Raw genomic sequence first — 16,241 nt, forward strand, 5'->3', positions numbered from 1 at the left:
CCGGCCGCCCGCGTTGACGGTGGCGCCGGTGACGGCGTCGCCGACCGCGACCTCGACCGGAACCGACTCGCCGGTCAGCATCGAGGCGTCCACGGCGGAGGCGCCCTCGACCACCACCCCGTCGGTGGCGATCTTCTCGCCCGGGCGGACCACGAAGCGCTCGCCGGCCGTCAGCTCGGCGGTCGGGACGCGGACCTCGGCGCCGTCGCGCAGCACGGTGACGTCCTTGGCCCCCAGCTCCAGCAGCGCCTTGAGCGCGGCTCCGGCGGTGCGCTTGGACCGCGCCTCGAAGTAGCGGCCGGCCAGGATGAACGCGGTCACCCCGGCGGCGGCCTCCAGGTAGATGTTCGAGGAGCCGTCGCTGCGGGCGACGGTGAACTCGAAGCCGTGCCGCATCCCGGGCATCCCCGCGTGCCCGAAGAACAGGGCCCAGAGCGACCAGAGGAACGCGGCACCGGTGCCGAGCGAGACCAGGGTGTCCATGGTGGCGGCGCCGTGGCGGGCGTTCGTCCAGGCGGCCCGGTGGAAGGGCCAGGCGGCGTAGGTGACGACGGGGGCGGCGAGGGTCAGCGAGAGCCACTGCCAGTTGTCGAACTGGAGGGCCGGGACCATCGCCATCGCGATCACCGGGACGGCCAGCACCAGCGCGGTGATCAGGCGCTGCCGCAGCGGTTCGAGGTCGTCGGCCGACCCCACCGGCCCGCCGGGTCCGCCGATCGGCCCGGCGGTCTGCGGCGCGGCGGCGGGCCGGGACAGGGCGGCGGTGTAGCCGGTGGCCTCGACGGTCGCGATCAGGTCGGCGACCCCGGTCGCGGCACCCGCACCGGAGCCGGAGCCCTCGCCCGCCACGGTGATCCTGGCCTTCTCGGTGGCGTAGTTGACGGTGGCGGTGACGCCGTCCATCCGGTTGAGCTTCTTCTCGATCCTGGCGGCGCACGAGGCACAGGTCATGCCGCCGATCAGGAGTTCCACCTCGGTGGAGGCGGGGGCCTGGGTGGTCATCTGGGCTCCTCGTGGTCGTCGAGCGGGGTGGCGACCGTCGGCCGTGGTGGCGGGCGGCGGTCGGGAGGCGGGGCGGCGCCTCGGTGGATACACCCGGGGGGTATCCACCGAGGCGACGTCGCCCGTAGTTCTTTTATACCCCCAGGGGGTATCTCGGGCAAGCTTTCGACCCGTGATGAGCACTACCCCACGGGGGTACCCAGGGCGGGCCGGGAACCGGACACGACGGAGCCCCGGGCCGGAGACACCCCCGGCCCGGGGCTCACAGGTCGTGCGGGATCAGCTGAAGTAACCCAGCGCCCCGACCGCGCAGAGACCGCCCGCGCCCATGAAGACCGGCATCAGCACCTTGAGCTCCACCCAGCTGCCGGCCCGGAACCGCATCCCCTTCGGCGGCCCGAGCGGGTACCAGCGCTTGCGCCCTATCGGTATCGGCCAGAGCACCGGGCAGCCCGACACGGTCAGCGCGTCACCCAGGCAGTGCACGAGCGCGCCGAGGGTGATCGGCAGGCCGATCCACAGGTACTCCTGCCCCGGCTGGTCGAACAGCCAGAGCGAGCCGTTGCCCGGCTTGTCGAGCACGTACGTCAGCATCCACGCGCTGGTCGCGCCCAGCAGCCAGACCAGGACGTCGCTGGAGACCCGGGCGTGCCGCCACAGCAGGCCCTCGATCGCCAGCACCATGTGCACGAAGAGCACCGCCAGCACTCCCCACCGGCCGCCGTAGACGGCGGCGGCGGACGCGCCCGCCCCGCAGAGCACCGCCCAGAGCCAGGTGTGGGTCAGCGTCCGGTGGCCACCGGTGCGGCGCGGGTCGTGCCGGCTGCGGGTCGACTTGTAGACCGCGTACGAGAGCTTGTCGATCACCTCGCAGAGGACCCGCGACACCGGGCCGAACGCCCGGGATATGGTCGCCGCCTTGTGGTCGAGGTCCGGCGCCAGCGCGGCGCCCGCACAGATCAGCGTGCCCGCGAGGAGCACGGGCCACGGCATCGGCTCACCGAGCCCCGTCGCGATCGCTCCCGCGCCCAACCACGCCGCCGCCCCCGACAGCGAATGCGCCGGTCCCATCATCTTCTGGCTCCCGCCCTCGTTCCGAACCGCCCGTCGCGAGGGCTTCGCGAGGGCTTGACGGGGCGGCAGCTTAGTCGTTCATGATCGGAACCACCCGGTCGCGGGCGGCACGGGCGCCCCGCCCCCGGAACGTCCGGGCGGAACCGGGTTGCCGGGCGCGGGGACGTGACGGCCGGTCAGCCCGGCGGGCGCCCTCGATGCCCGGGCGGGTCGCGGACGCCGGAGCGCCCCCGCGCGGGGGCGCTCGACCTCAGCCGACGGCGCCCGGTCCCCCCGTCGGCCCGGTCACGGCCCCCGCCGCGCCCGCTGTGGCCGTGTCCGCCGTGTCCGCCGCGCCCGCCGACCCGCGCCAGCGCGGCCGGGAGAGCGTGGTGACCGCGCGCAGCAGCCACTCCACCGGCCCGTACGGGTGGCGGGCCAGCCACCAGCGGCAGAACACCGCCTGGGCCGCGAACAGCGCGACGCCGATCAGCGCGACACCCGACGGCGGGACCCGGCCGATCAGCCCGACACCGACACCGGTGAAGAGGAGGACGCAGACCAGCGACTGCGTCAGGTAGTTGGTCAGCGTCATCCGGCCGGGCGGCGCGAGCACCGCCACCATCCGCCGGCCGTGGCGGCCCCGGGCGATCCGCAGCACGGTCGCCGCGTAGGCGGCGGCCAGCAGCGGCGCGGTGATCACGTCCACCCCGAGCGCGAACACCTGGAAGGAGGCACCGGGGTTCCGGAGGGCCGAGTAGGTGTACACCGCAGCGCCGAGCAACCCGAGCGGGAACCCCCAGACCTGGAGCCGACGGAGCGTCCGGTCGTGCCGGCCGGGTTCGGCCAGCGCCCGCTGCCGGCCGGCGGCGAGCCCGAGCAGGAAGGCCGCGAGCGCGGCCGGGGCCTGGAAGAAGGCCAGCAGGAAGAGGACGTCCGGCAGCTGGTCGAGGTGGGCCCCGACCACCGAGCCGAACCCGCCGCGCAACGCCTCGGTGGCCTGCTGCGCGTCGGCCGCCAGCACCGCCCGGTCACCCCCGTCGGCGCCCCGCAGGGCCACGGCGAGCAGCAGGTACGCGGCCGAGGTGACGGTGAACAGGACGACCGCCGTCCGCACCGCGGTCCTCGGCCGGAGCCTGCGCAGGGCGAGCAGGATCAGCCCGAGCACGGCGTAGGTGGTGAGGATGTCGCCCGGGAACAGCACCACCGCGTGCAGCACCCCGAGCACGAACAGCCCGGCCAGCCGCCGCAGGAAGCGCGGGGTGAAGCGGGCGCCGCGCCGTTCGGCGGAGTCGAGCTGGAGGGTGAAGCTGTAGCCGAAGAGGAACGAGAACAGCAGGAAGAACTTGGCCTCGAACAGCAGCGCCACCAGCAGCCGGACACCGGTGTCGAGCGGCGAGCCGAACCCGGGCTCCTCCACGCCGGTGCCGTGGTAGGCGGACGCCAGGTAGGTGATGTTGACGGTCAGGATGCCGAACAGCGCGAAACCGCGCAGTGCGTCGACGTCGGCCAGCCGGGCCGGTGCGGCCCGGCCGGCCTCCGTACCCTCCGTACCCCTCGCACCCTCCGTACCGTCCTGCTCCGGCTTCCCCCTCCGCCCGCGCTTCTCGCGGTCGCCCGCCTCCGACCGCACCGCGTGGCCACCGGTGCCGCCTCCGTGTTGCCCCATGATCCCCCTCCGATCTATTGCTTTCAAAACGCTCGTCTCGAAAATGAACGTTACAGGATCGATCGAGCAAGCTCGACCGGGACGGAGGGAGGCGGCCGCAGAACGCGAAGGGCCCCGGCCCGAGAACCTCCCGCCGAAGCGGGAGGACTCGGACCGGGGCCGGAGGGTGATCGGTCAGGCAGTGGTCCAGCGCTGGTTCGCGAAGGAGTGGCAGCTCCACATCCAGAGCGGAACCATGTTCTGGCCGCCCGCGGTCATGTCGTCGACGCAGCGGTTGGAGACCGGGTTGTACAGGGTGCCGTCGCCCCGGAGCTCCCACTTCTGGTTGTCCGCGCCGGTGCAGCTGCGCACCGTCACCGGGCTCCCGTTGGCGGCGCCGTCGGCCGTCACGCACTTCTCGTAGACCCGGACGGTCTTGTCCGTCCGCAGGTCGTAGCGCTGGTTGAGGCCGTTCCAGCAGTCGTACAGCTGGATCTGCGAGCCCTCGTCCGGGCCGTTGGCATCCATGCACTTGCTGTTGTTCGCACCGGAGTGGAGGTTGACCGGCCGGTTGGCGGTGCTGATCCACTTCTGGTTGCTGTAGGAGTGGCAGTCCCACAGCCACAGCTGGACGCCGTCACTGCCGCCGGCCGTCATGTCGTCGATGCAGCGCCCGGAGTCAGGGTTGTACAGGGTGTTGTCCTGACGCAGCGTCCACTTCTGTCCGGGCGCGTCCGGCACGCAGGTGCGCAGGTTGACGGACGCGCCGTTGTAGGTGTTGTCGGCGGTCACGCACTTGTCGAGAGTGCGCAGGGTGCCGTCCGTGCGGAAGGTGAAGTGCTGGTTGTCACCGTTCCAGCAGTTGTACAGCTGGAGCCGGCTGCCGTCCGCGCTGCCGTTGGCGTCCATGCACTTGTTGGTGTTGGCACCGGCGTGGAAGCTGATGGTGCCGCCGGGGTAGCCGAGCGCCGCCGCGGAGAGGAAGCCGGTCACCGGGGCGTCGGCCTTGCCGGTGGAGGTGATGCCGCTCCAGACGTTGAGGACCCCGCTGGTGTCGCGCGTCCACAGGTCGGGGACGCCGTCGCCGCTGACGTCACCGGAGGAGGTCAGCTTGGGGAAGTCCGCCGCCGAGGCGTGACCGATCAGCGTCCGCGTGCTGTCGTCGACGAGCGCGGTGATGTCGGGCTTGCCGTCGGGGAGCTTGCGGCTCGGGTACTGGTAGATGTTGCCGGTGCCGTTCTCCCGCACCCAGAGGTCGATCAGACCGTCGCCGGTGGCGTCGCCGGGCGCGATCAGCGTGCGGTTCGACCAGTCGGCGGTGCTCAGCGGCGTCCCCGAGGCGTAGACGCCGGTCGCGGAGGAGCTGCGGAAGAGCCAGAGCCCGACGTGGCCGGCGCCGTCGTCCTCCTGGGTGAGGAGGTCGTAGCGGCGCTTGTCCGCGGTCGGGTCGGGGATGCCGACGGTGTCGATGTCACCGATCGCCAGGAGTCCCTTGACCCGGCTCCAGTCGGTCTTGTGGTAGCCGACGCAGCTGGCGCCGGGGACGCCGATCGTGCTGCAGGCCATCGGACGCCGCGAGAGGACGGCGTTCCTGCTGCTGAAGTAGAGGTTGCCCTCGGACTGCAGGCTGCTCGCCCAGAGCGAGTTGCGGTAGGAGTACAGGGTGGAGTCGGCGTAGACGATCAGGTCGTCGATCCGGATGCCGTTTCCGCCGCGGTGGGTGACCAGCGCCTTGTCCCAGCCCTTGCCGCCCGGGCTGTTGGCCTTGTCGGAGGCCATCGGCCCGCCGAAGCTCGGCTCGACACCGGCCGGGTACAGCATCAGGTTGCCGTTGTTGTCCGGGAGGACGAGGTCCACCTGCGCGTCGTTGGTGATGTCACCGAGGACGGTCTTGGCGTTCGGGTCGGACGGGGCGAAGAAGCTGTAGGTGTTCTCCTGCGAGCGGTTGCCCGCGCGGTCCACGGCCTGCACCCGGAGCAGGTTGGTGCCCCACATGGTGGGAGTGAGGTTGATGACCGCGGAGCCGTTGCCGGAGGCGTCGACCCGGTTGGCGCCGCCCACGGGGATGGCCGAGTTGAAGGCGTACTCGTAGGAGAGCACCCCGCTGGCGTTGTCCGTCGCGTCGAGGGTGAACGCGCCGGCCTCGCCGATGTGCTTGGTCGAGCCGGGCAGGGTTCCGGACGCCGGGTAGTCCGCGGACGTGACGGTCGGCACGGCGGGCGGGGTGAGGTCCAGGCTGAACTGGCAGCCGGCCGACCAGCCGGAGGGGAGCTCGCCGTCACCGGTCTGCACGCGCCAGTAGTAGGTGTGGCCGTCCTGGAGGTTGCCGGGCGTGACGGCGGCCTCGTGGTTGCTGTTGCCGAGGTTGCCCCAGCCGCTGTCCCAGGCCACCGGCTCGTCGGCGGTGCCGAGGTCGCGGACCTCGAAGCGGGCGTCGATCTGGTTGCTGTCCGGGTCGCCGATCCAGGCGGACAGGCGGATGCCGGTGGCGGCGTTGGTCGCGCCGATCCAGCCGCAGCCGTTGCCGTTCGGGTTCTGCGGGGCCGGGGTCATCCCCAGGCTCCACGGCGCGTACGGGGCGCGGTTGTACTCGACGTACAGGTACGGCAGCTTGGCCGGCGTGCGGGTGAAGCGCTTGAAGCTGATGTTGCCGTTGTTGCCGTCCCGCTTGGACTCGTCGGCCGCGAACAGGCCGAAGGACAGCAGACCGCGCCAGTTGTTGTCGCTCAGGTGCTGGCGGACGTCCCACTCGCCGGTCGTGGTGGCGCCCGGGCAGCCGTCGCCGCCCGCGCTGTTCAGCGTGGCCGTGCCGAGCGAACCCCAGTCCCAGGGCTGGTTGTTCCAGGAGGTGGTGCCGTCGATGGGGTGCGTGGGATGCAGCGTGACGCCGTAGGTGGACGCGCAGTTGTTCGCCGCGGCGTACGACTGCGTGGCGACCAAGGCGGCCTTCCGGATGACCTTGTCACCGAGGTCACCGGCGTCGAGCTGGATGTAGTAGCGCTCCAGCCCCTTCTTGGTCTGCCACTGCTGGTAGCCGACCCCCGGGTCGTAGGCGTTGCCGTAGTCGTTGTAGTGCGTGACCGTCGGGTAAGCCTCCTGGACCCAGGTCCAGTTCTGCGTGCCCCGGTTGGTGGGCGTCCACGTGGGGTCGATGTAGACCGGGTAGGTCGTCGTCGGGGCGTCCAGGAAGGCGCTGTCGGGCGTGACCGTCAGCGAGGTGCCGGCGGGCGTGGCCGACAGCTGCGAGACGTTGGCGCCGAGGCCGGGGCCGTCCGCGTCCGAGTGGACCTTCAGGCCCTCGGAGTCGGCGGCGGGGGCGGCGGCGGGGACGGCTGCCGGGGCGTCCGCGGCGGAACGGGCCGCGCGGGCAGCGGACTTCGCGCTCGCAGGCGCGGCCGGGGCGGCGGCCGCGCTGGAGTCCCACATGGTGGGAGCGGGGGCGCGGAAGACGACGCGGCCGTCGGCGTCGGTGGCGTTGAGGTTGCCGCCCGCGTCGGCGCTCACCGAGACGCCCTCGGTCCTCAGACCGAGGGCGAGGGCCTTCACCTTCGGATCCTGCGCGGCGGCCGGGGTCTTGACCACCAGGACCTGCGCGAACCCGCCGGCCTGGTTCGCCGTGAGCTTCAGGTCGACGCCGGGCGCGACCTCGGCATAGGTGGCGCTGTCGCCGTCCAGGGTGGGCGCCGGCAGCGCACCCGGCCAGCTCAGGGCGAGCTTGCGGCCGTCCTGGTCGAGAGTGGCGAGAGGTCCGGACCCACCACCCGAGAAACTCAGCTGACTGCTCGTCACCCTCGGCCGCAGGGTGCCGTCGGACGCCCGGACGAGCGTCGCGTCGAGGTCCTTCCAGACCCCGTCCCGCTTGGCCCGCGCCGGGGCCACGGTACGCCGCAGACCCAGCGTGCCGTTCGGGTTCGCGACCACCGTGTCGGTCTCGGTGGTCAGCGCCGCGATCTCGACCGGCTTGCCGCTGCGCCGGGCCTCGGCCAGCGCGGCGGACTCGGCGGCCCGCTGCGCGGCCTCGGCGGCCGTACCCGGCACCGCCGGGGCCTGCGCCTCGACGACCGGAGAAACCGGGGAAATCGGGGAAATCGGGGAATTCCCCTCGGCGGCAAGGGCGGGGGCGGTAGAACTGAGCATGCCAACAGTCAGTACGATGCCGACCGATGCGGCCAGCATGGATCTGCGTCGACGACTGCGATGGGGGGATATCGACCCCATAAGAGGAAACCTCTCGTCAGCTGGTGGATTGCCGTGCGGATATCGGCGAACGGGAACCTAACATCCGCGCACGACGTCTTTTCTGACGGATGGTCTTCCGCGCTGTGAGACACCTCACAACTGCGAGCTCTCCGTAGTCAAAGCGCTGGTCGGAGCGGCGGGACGCCCACGATCGGTGAGGGTGCATCAGGAGATTTGTACGGTAAAGAAGGGCAAAACACCCCCTCTCTTCGCACGCTGCGTGAGGTCGGGAGTGATCATCGATTCCCCCCCGTTCGTTGTATCCCGGCCGGGGCTCCGGACACCGATGGACCAGGTTCGCGAACGGACGTTAGGCTCCGCGCGAAAATCCCTGTTCAGCAGGCCTTCCGACGGAAGGTCTGCTTCGGCATGCCAGGAGGCAAGTCGTGTCGGTATCACCGGACGGATTCCACGCCAAACGGCGGTCACGAGGGAGACGGCGGCTGACCACCGCCGCGGTCCTCGTGCTGTCGATGCTGGCCGGCGTGGGACCTGCGCACGCGGCGGCGTGGAAGCCCCGCAATCCCACCCAATGGTCGCCCCGCGACCTCGACCGGACCCCGGCGGTCGGCGGCAGGAACGCCGCCCCGGTCAAGGCCGTCCCGCTCAAGGGCGACGGCGCACCGGCCTGGAAGGCCGGTGCGGTGGCGTGGCCGGGGGCGGTGGACGCCGAGGTCGACCTCGCGCCCAGGACCGCGACCCCGAAGAGCCTCAAGGAGTCCGCCTTCGCCGCGGCCCCGGCGGCCGTGCCGGCCGGTGGCCAGGCGGGTACCGCACCGGTGTGGGTGAGCTCGCCCGCCGTGGCGGCCGTCGCCGCCGCGCCGGAGGCCCTGCGCAGCGAGCGGGCGACGCCCGCCTCGCACAAGGTCCGGGTCACGGTCGCCGACCGGCCCGCCGCCGAGAAGGCGGGCGTCAACGGCCTGCTGCTGGCGGTGCGTCCGACGGCCGGCGGCAGTACGGGCTCCCCCGTCAAGGTGGACGTGGACGTGTCCTCGATCGAGGGTGCGTTCGGTGGTGACTGGCTGTCCCGGGCGCGTCTGGTGGCGCTGCCCGAGTGTGCGCTCACCACGCCCGAGCGGGCCGAGTGCCGCACCCAGACGCCCGTGGAGACGCGCCGCACCGCAGCTCGGCCCGGTCTGCTGAGCACCGACGTGGAGCTCGCGGGCGGGTCCGCACAGGCGGCCCCGGCGGCGGCGGAGCTCGGTGCCCGGTCCCTGTCGGCCGCCCCGTCGGGTGGCACGGTCCTGGCCGCGTCGGCCGCTCCGGGTGGTTCGGCGGGGACGTTCGCGGCGACCGGTCTGGCGCCGTCGGGGACGTGGAGCGTCGGTGGGAACACCGGCGGCTTCAACTGGTCCTACCCGATCGCGGTACCGGAGGGCCTGGGCGGCTCGAAGCCGAACGTGTCCCTGTCCTACAGCTCGCAGTCGGTCGACGGCCGGACCGCGGCGACGAACAACCAGTCGTCGTGGATCGGTGAGGGCTGGGAGTACACGCCCGGCTTCGTCGAGCGGCGCTTCAAGCCCTGCGCGAAGGACGGCCAGAGCGGCTCGGGCGAGCAGTGCCTGGCGGGCTGGAACGCCACCATCTCGCTGAACGGCCGCTCCTCGACCCTGGTACGCGACGACGCCACCGGCACCTGGCGACTGGAGGGCGACGACGCCTCCCGCGTCGAACTGCTGACCGGCGCCTCCAACGGCGACAACAACGGCGAGCACTGGAAGGTCACCACCACCGACGGCACCCAGTACTACTTCGGCCTGGGCCGCAAACCCGGCGCCGCGGCGGGCGCCCCGGCCTCCAACTCCGCCTGGACGACACCCGTCTACGGCAACAACGCGGGCGAGGACTGCAACAAGCCGACGTTCGAGGCGTCCTGGTGCGACCAGGCGTGGCGGTGGATGCTCGACTTCGTCGTCGACCCGCGCGGCGGCCTGATCTCCCACTGGTACGACAAGGAGACCAACCACTACCAGCGGGGCGTCTCCGCGCAGAACCCGTCCGGGACCCGGACCGCGTACGTGCGCGGCGGGAACCTCGCCCGGATCACCTACGGCTCCAAGCTCACCGACACCGACAGCGTGAAGCCCACCGGGCAGGTCGTGTTCGACGTCACGGAGCGCTGCCTGCCCGACGCCTCGTTCGACTGCGCGCCGAACAAGCTGAACACCGCCAACGCGGGCAAGTGGCCGGACGTCCCGTTCGACCAGAACTGCACCGCCACCGGCACCTGCGAGAACTACCAGGCCACGTTCTGGTCCACCAAACGCCTGACGAAGATCACCACCCAGGTCCTCAACGCCGGCTCCTACGCCGACGTCGACTCCTACGTCCTGGCACACGAGTACCCGGACCCGAAGGACCACACCGCCCCGGCCCTGTGGCTGAACTCGATCACCCACTCGGGCCACGACGGCGCCAACCGGATCGACCAGCCGGCCATCACCTTCACCGGCAAGTTCCTCAACAACCGCGTCGACTCCGGCAGCGACAACAAGCCCCCGCTGAACCGGCGGCGCGTCATCGGCGTGACCGCGGAGACCGGCAAGACCACCGAAGCCGTCTACGCCGACGCCGACTGCGCACCCGCCACCCTCCCCACCACCCAGGACACCAACGGCAAACGCTGCTACCCGGTGTACTGGAACGCCGACGACAAGAGCCCGCTGCCCCCGACCCTGGACTGGTTCCACAAGTACGTGGTCTCCCAGGTCAACGAACGCGACCCGTTCGGCGGCTCACCCGTGCGCACCACCACCTACGAATACGTCGGCCCGGCCGCCTGGCACCGCGACGACGACGAGTACACCGAGACCGACCGCCGCACCTGGAACCAGTTCCGCGGCTACGAACAGGTCGTCACCCGCAGCGGCGTCGCGCCCGACCCGATCGGCAAGGCCGTCGCGTACTACCTGCGCGGCATGGACGGCGACGTCAAGGCCGACGGCAGCAAGCGCTCCGTCACCTACACCGACATCGGCGGTGCGAGTGTCAAGGACGCCAACCCGCTCGCGGGTTCGCTGCGCGAACGCCAGACCTACGCCTCCGACGGCGGCGCCCTGATCGCCCTCTCCAAGTCCGACCCCTGGCTGTCCACCGCCACCGCCACCCACAACCGCGGCACCACCCTGCCCGCCCTGAGCGCACAGATGCTGCGCAACGGCTCCGGCAAGGACACCGCCCTGCGCTCCGACGGCACGTGGCAATCCACGTCCAAGACCGCGACGTTCGACACCCACGGCATGCCCGTCAAGGTCGTCGACCGCGCCGACGGCCTGCCCGACCTGTGCGCCTCCACCCGATACGCCCGCAACACCACCACCTGGACACTCGACCGCGTCGCCGAAACCGTCCAGACCAAGGACGGCTGCGCCACGGTCAACGGCTCGGACCTCGTCGCGTCCGAGGCCAGCACGCTGGGCCGTAGCCGGGCGTTCTACGACGGCCAGGCGTTCGGGGTCCTCAACGGCCCGGGCGCGGTGACCCGCACCGAGGAACTCGACGGGTTCTCCGGCGGCCAGCCGGTGTTCTCGCTGGTCTCCACCGTGGGCTACGACGCCTACGGCCGGGTCACCACCAGCACCGATGCCGCCGGGGCGACGACGACCACCGCCTACGAACCGGCCGCGGGCGTCCAGCCCAGCACCGTCAAGGTCACCAACGCCAAGGGCTGGACCAGCACCACCACCTTCCACCCCACCCGCGAAGTGCCGGTCAAGTCCGTCGACCACAACGGCCGCACCTCCCAGCAGAACGTCGACGCCCTCGGCCGCACCACCGCCGCCTGGCAACCCGGCCGCACCCCCGGCACCGACCTCGCCGACACCCTGGTCGAGTACCGGCTCACCGGCACCGGCACCACCTCCGTCACCACCAGGAACCTGCGCGAGAGCGGCAGGGACTACACCGTCGGCGTCGTCATCCTCAACGCCTTCGGCGAGCAGATCCAGACACAGTCCACACCCGCGAACAACGCCGCGGGCGCCCGCATCGTCAGCGACACGTTCTACGACAGCCACGGCCAGGTGGTGAAGACCAACCAGCCCTACATCAACCGCACCGGCGAGCCCGGCACCACCCGGTTCGTCGCCAACGACAACGAGATCCCCGGCCAGAACGCCGCGTTCTACGACGGCCTCGGCCGCCCCGTGGTCCAGACGTTCTCCTCCAAGGCCATCGAGCAGTGGCGCTCCACCGTCTCCTACCCGGGCGTGGAGCGCACCGACGCCACCCCGCCCCAGGGCGGCACCGCCACCACGAGCCTCGTCGACGCCCGCGGACGCTCGACCGAACTGCGCCAGTACCACGGCGCCACCCCGCAGGGCGCCTACGACGCGACGAAGTACACCTACGACGTCGAGGGCAAACTCGGCCAGGTCACCGACGCCGCCGGCAACGCCTGGAAGTACGGCTACGACGTCCACGGCCGCCAGACCCGCTCCGAGGACCCCGACAAGGGTGTCATCACCACGGTCTACGACGCCGCCGACCGCCCCGTCTCCACCACCGACGCCCGCGGCGTCACCGTCGCGGTCAGCTACGACATCCTCGGCCGGCCGCTGTCACGCAACCTCGGCAGCACCACCGGCACCCCGCTGGCCACCTACGAGTACGACACCCTCCTGCCCGGCCTGCCCACCGCCGCCACCAGCTGGTCCGCCGGCAAGGCCTACCGCCAGGAAGTCACCGAGTACGACACCGCCTACAACCCGGTCGCCACCAAGGTCACCGTCCCCGACGGCGAAGGCGCCCTGACCGGCACCTACACCTCCAACACCTACTACGACACGATCTCCGGCCTGCCCTTCCAGACGGACCTGCCCGAGGTCGGCGGCCTCCCGGCCGAGACCATCAACACCGGCCGCAACCCCAACGGCCTGCCGGTCTCCCTCGGCGGCCTCGACGACTACGTCAACTTCACCAACTACGACGAGCTCGGCCAGCTCCAGCGGATCACCTACGGAGACGTCCCCAAACAGGTCGCCCTCACCCACACCTACCAGCCCGGCACCGGCCGCGTCCTGCGCTCCTTCCTCGACAAGGAGGACGGCCAGACCTCCCTCGACATCACCGACTACACCTACACCCCCGCCGGTGACGTCACCTCCGTCTCCACCTGGCGCAACGACGGCCAGACCGACACCCAGTGCTTCACCTACGACCACCTCAAACGCCTGACCCGGGCGTGGACCGACACCGGCACCACCACCACCCGCCCCGGCCCCTCCGTCCCCGGAATCGGCGGCTGCACCAACACCACACCCAACCCCGCCACCAACGGCGGCCCCGCACCCTACCGCCAGTCGTTCACCTACGACGTCACGGGCAACCGCACCGCCACCACCGACCACGACCCCACCGGCGACACCGCCAAGGACGTCACCAGCACCCACACCTACCCCGCCCCCGGCCAGCCCCGCCCCCACGCCCCCACCACCACCCAGACCAAAACCGGCAACGGCCCGACCGCCACCACCGGCTACACCTACGACCAGACCGGCAACACCCTCACCCGCCCCGACGAGGGCGGCAACACCCAGACCATGACCTGGGACCCCGACGGCCACCTCGCCACCGCCGCCACCAGCACCGGCACCTCCACCTACGTCTACGACGCCGACGGCAACCGCCTCCTGCGCCGCGACCCCGGCCGCACCACCCTCTACCTCGGCGGCACCGAACTCACCCTCAACACCACCACCGGCGACGTCACCGGCACCCGCTACTACCCCACCGCCGGCGGCCCCACCATCGTGCGGACCTCCGACGGCCGGCTCAGCTACGTCGCCTCCGACCACCACGGCACCGGCACCACCGCCATCGACGCCGCCACACTCACCGCGACCCGCCGCGCGTTCAAACCCTTCGGCGAGGAACGCGGCACCCAACCCGCCCCCGGCCAATGGCAGGGCGACAAGGGCTTCGTCGGCGGCACCCAGGACAAGGCCACCGGCCTCACCCACCTCGGCGCCCGCGAATACGACCCCAAGAACGGACGCTTCCTGTCCGTCGACCCGGTCATCGACGCAAGCGACCCCCAACAGCTCCAGGGCTACCTCTACGCCAACAACAGCCCCCTCACCTACACCGACCCCACCGGCCTGTGGTGGGGCTCCAGCATCGTCAAGAAGGCCGCCAACGCCGTCAGCAAGACCGTCGACGTCGTCAAGGAGAACTACAACACCATCTCCAACATCGGCCACACCGTCCTCGACGTGGCCGGCATGATCCCCGTCATCGGCGACGCCTGCGACATCATCAACGGCGTCTGGTACGCCGCCGAAGGCGACTGGAAGAACGCCGCACTCTCCCTCGTCGCCGTCGTCCCCGTCATCGGCAGCGCCGCCACCGCCGCCCGCATCGCCTCCAAAGTCGCCAACGCCGTCGACACCGTCACCGACGCCGCCAAAGCCATCGAACGCGGCAGCGCGGCCAAGGGCATCGCACGAGGCGAAGGCGCGACGCGAGGCGCCTCGAAGTCCACGTCGTCGTCGGCGAGCCGACCCCGTGCCACGAGTGCCGGAAAGGCTGGACCTGCACCGGGAAGTGCCAAGGCGAGTGGTGGAAAGACACCTGCTCGCAGCGGCGGTGTGGCAAACAATCAGGCCCGGGCCGAGGCGGGGCCCGGCAAGGGAAACGCTGCGGTATGGAACCAGCGGGGCCGCCCAGACGGGCAGAAGGTCATCGCCGGTCATGGAGGCTATGTCCCGCGATCGGGAGACCTGGTGGTACCGAAGGGCACCACGCTGAAGTTCTACGTGGCCGATGGTGAAGAGCTCAAGCAGATCGATGCCCTGAACGTCGAACTCGGACGGTTCCCGCACCCCAAGGTCGCACAGGTGGTCAAGCCCGGAAAGACGGTTGCGGACTACACTGTGTTTCCCGGTGAGAAGTTGGAGATGTCCGTGAAATCGATCACGGTGAGTGATGCGATGCGCCTCAGTGAAATTCTGGAGGAGAACATGGGAGTGGTGCACATCGCTATCTGCAGGGGCTGGCTGTGACCTACTACTCCGACGGTTCACCGTACGAGTACGACGAACCGTCGGAGGGCATGGTGAACGTGGGATGGTTGGACGGCTCCCACGAGTACAGCGAGGGTGACGTGCCGGACGACGTCGTGGACGGTCTGCTGAGACTGGCCATCAATCCGGTAAACCTCACGCGCGGCTTTCACACCTGCGATCTGTGCAACCGGTTCTACCTGAAGGTACAGAACCCGCACTCCGCCTCCGGTACAACCCTGCTGGGCACGGCCGAGATCCATGTCCGAGGAGACGCGAACACCGTCTTCGCGGCGCCGGACTTGGTGATTCACTACATCCTTGATCACGGTTACTCCCCACCGTTGCCGTTCCAGACGGCGGTGCTCGCGCTCTACGCTCCGAACGTGTGACCAACCCCAGTCACTGGTGCGAGGCCCACCCCCACAGGTGGGGGTGGGCCTCGCACCGTTCTCACCCCAGCGGGAGTGGGGGACCGAGGTGGGGGGGTGGGGTGGACCGGGGGCCCGGGTGGGAATGGCACCTGGGGGCTGCGGGAGCCGCTCGGGCCGGTGGGAGGATGGCGCCGACGACGACGGTCGCCACGCACTCGGTGAAGGCCCGGGGGGCGCCGTCCGCAGGGAAGGCCGCACCACATGGCGACGTACCGACCGACCGTTCCGCTCCCCCGGGGCGAGGACGGCCCGCTCTGGACGCGCAACGACGCGCTGCTCGCCGTCGGGGCGACCTCGATGGACCTGCTCGGCTACGCGCTCGGCGCCGCCGAGGGCCTGCCCGTCACCCCCCTGGGGCTGCTGCTCGCCGTCGTCGCGGGCCTCCCCCTGCTCGGCCACCGTCGCCGCCCGACCGTCGTGCTGGTGTGTGTCCTGGCCGTCAGCCTGCTGCAGAGCCTGACCGCGCCGATGGCGCACCACTTCAACAGCACCGTCGCGGTCGCCCTGTTCCAGGCCACCCGCGTCGGGCGTGTCTCCGTGACGGTGCCCGGCGCCTTGGCCGCGATCGTCATCCCGCTGGTCGGCCTGGGGCGGACGATGCCCCCGCCGGTCATGGACATCGGTGGTGTCTCGGTCGCGGTCGCCCTGGTCGTCGGCTCGGCCCTCGCGGTCGGCCGCTGGCAGCGTGAGATGGCGATCAAGCGGACCCTGCTGGCGGACCGTGCGGTGGCGGACGAGCGCCGTCGCATCGCGCGGGAGCTGCACGACATCGTGGCGCACCACATCACCACCATGCAGCTGATGGCCGGCGGCGCCCGGGCCAACCTCGGCCGCGACACCGAGGTCGTGCGCGAGGCCCTCGTC

General features: G+C 71.2%; 7 protein-coding genes. 3 read left to right on the forward strand and 4 right to left on the reverse strand.

What is annotated here, in order from left to right; all coding sequences use genetic code 11:
- The 4 genes from PUR56_RS25465 to PUR56_RS25480 form a co-directional block, all read right to left on the reverse strand.
- Window positions 1-1,002: heavy metal translocating P-type ATPase (locus PUR56_RS25465; RefSeq protein WP_329950610.1), on the reverse strand; the 1,002-nt coding region annotated here is incomplete at its 3' end.
- A 279-nt stretch (window positions 1,003-1,281) separates the two neighbouring features.
- A complete protein-coding gene (locus PUR56_RS25470; protein ID WP_329874856.1) occupies window positions 1,282-2,076 on the reverse strand; it encodes a metal-dependent hydrolase in 795 nt (264 codons plus the stop codon).
- Between the two features lie 250 nt (window positions 2,077-2,326).
- Entirely contained in the window at window positions 2,327-3,724 is a 1,398-nt protein-coding gene (locus PUR56_RS25475; protein ID WP_329950611.1) for a DUF418 domain-containing protein, read from the reverse strand.
- 174 nt (window positions 3,725-3,898) lie between these two features.
- Complete coding sequence (locus PUR56_RS25480) at window positions 3,899-7,840, reverse strand: ricin-type beta-trefoil lectin domain protein (protein ID WP_329950612.1); 3,942 nt, start codon at window positions 7,838-7,840, stop codon at window positions 3,899-3,901.
- A 488-nt stretch (window positions 7,841-8,328) separates the two neighbouring features.
- Here PUR56_RS25480 and PUR56_RS25485 point away from each other — a divergent pair, with 488 nt between their 5' ends.
- The 3 genes from PUR56_RS25485 to PUR56_RS25495 all read left to right on the forward strand — a co-directional run.
- Window positions 8,329-14,943 (forward strand): putative adhesin, encoded by a 6,615-nt coding sequence (locus PUR56_RS25485; RefSeq protein ID WP_329950613.1) that lies wholly within the window; start codon window positions 8,329-8,331, stop codon window positions 14,941-14,943.
- Window positions 14,940-15,335, forward strand: coding sequence for a DUF7919 family protein (locus PUR56_RS25490; RefSeq protein WP_329950614.1), 396 nt, complete (start codon window positions 14,940-14,942; stop codon window positions 15,333-15,335). Before PUR56_RS25485 ends, PUR56_RS25490 begins: the two co-directional genes overlap by 4 nt.
- Window positions 15,336-15,578: 243 nt before the next feature.
- The coding region (locus PUR56_RS25495) for a histidine kinase dimerization/phosphoacceptor domain-containing protein (RefSeq protein ID WP_329950615.1) at window positions 15,579-16,241 on the forward strand (663 nt) is incomplete at its 3' end.

The sequence above is a fragment of the Streptomyces sp. BE303 genome, from assembly GCF_036290945.1.
Classification (GTDB): Bacteria; Actinomycetota; Actinomycetes; order Streptomycetales; family Streptomycetaceae; genus Kitasatospora.

Coding starts and splice junctions, on each gene's coding strand:
- PUR56_RS25480 (WP_329950612.1), bottom strand. CDS start 7,840: ATGCTCAGTTCTACCGCCCCCGCCCTTGCCGCCGAGGGGAATTCCCCG.
- PUR56_RS25475 (WP_329950611.1), bottom strand. CDS start 3,724: ATGGGGCAACACGGAGGCGGCACCGGTGGCCACGCGGTGCGGTCGGAG.
- PUR56_RS25470 (WP_329874856.1), bottom strand. CDS start 2,076: ATGATGGGACCGGCGCATTCGCTGTCGGGGGCGGCGGCGTGGTTGGGC.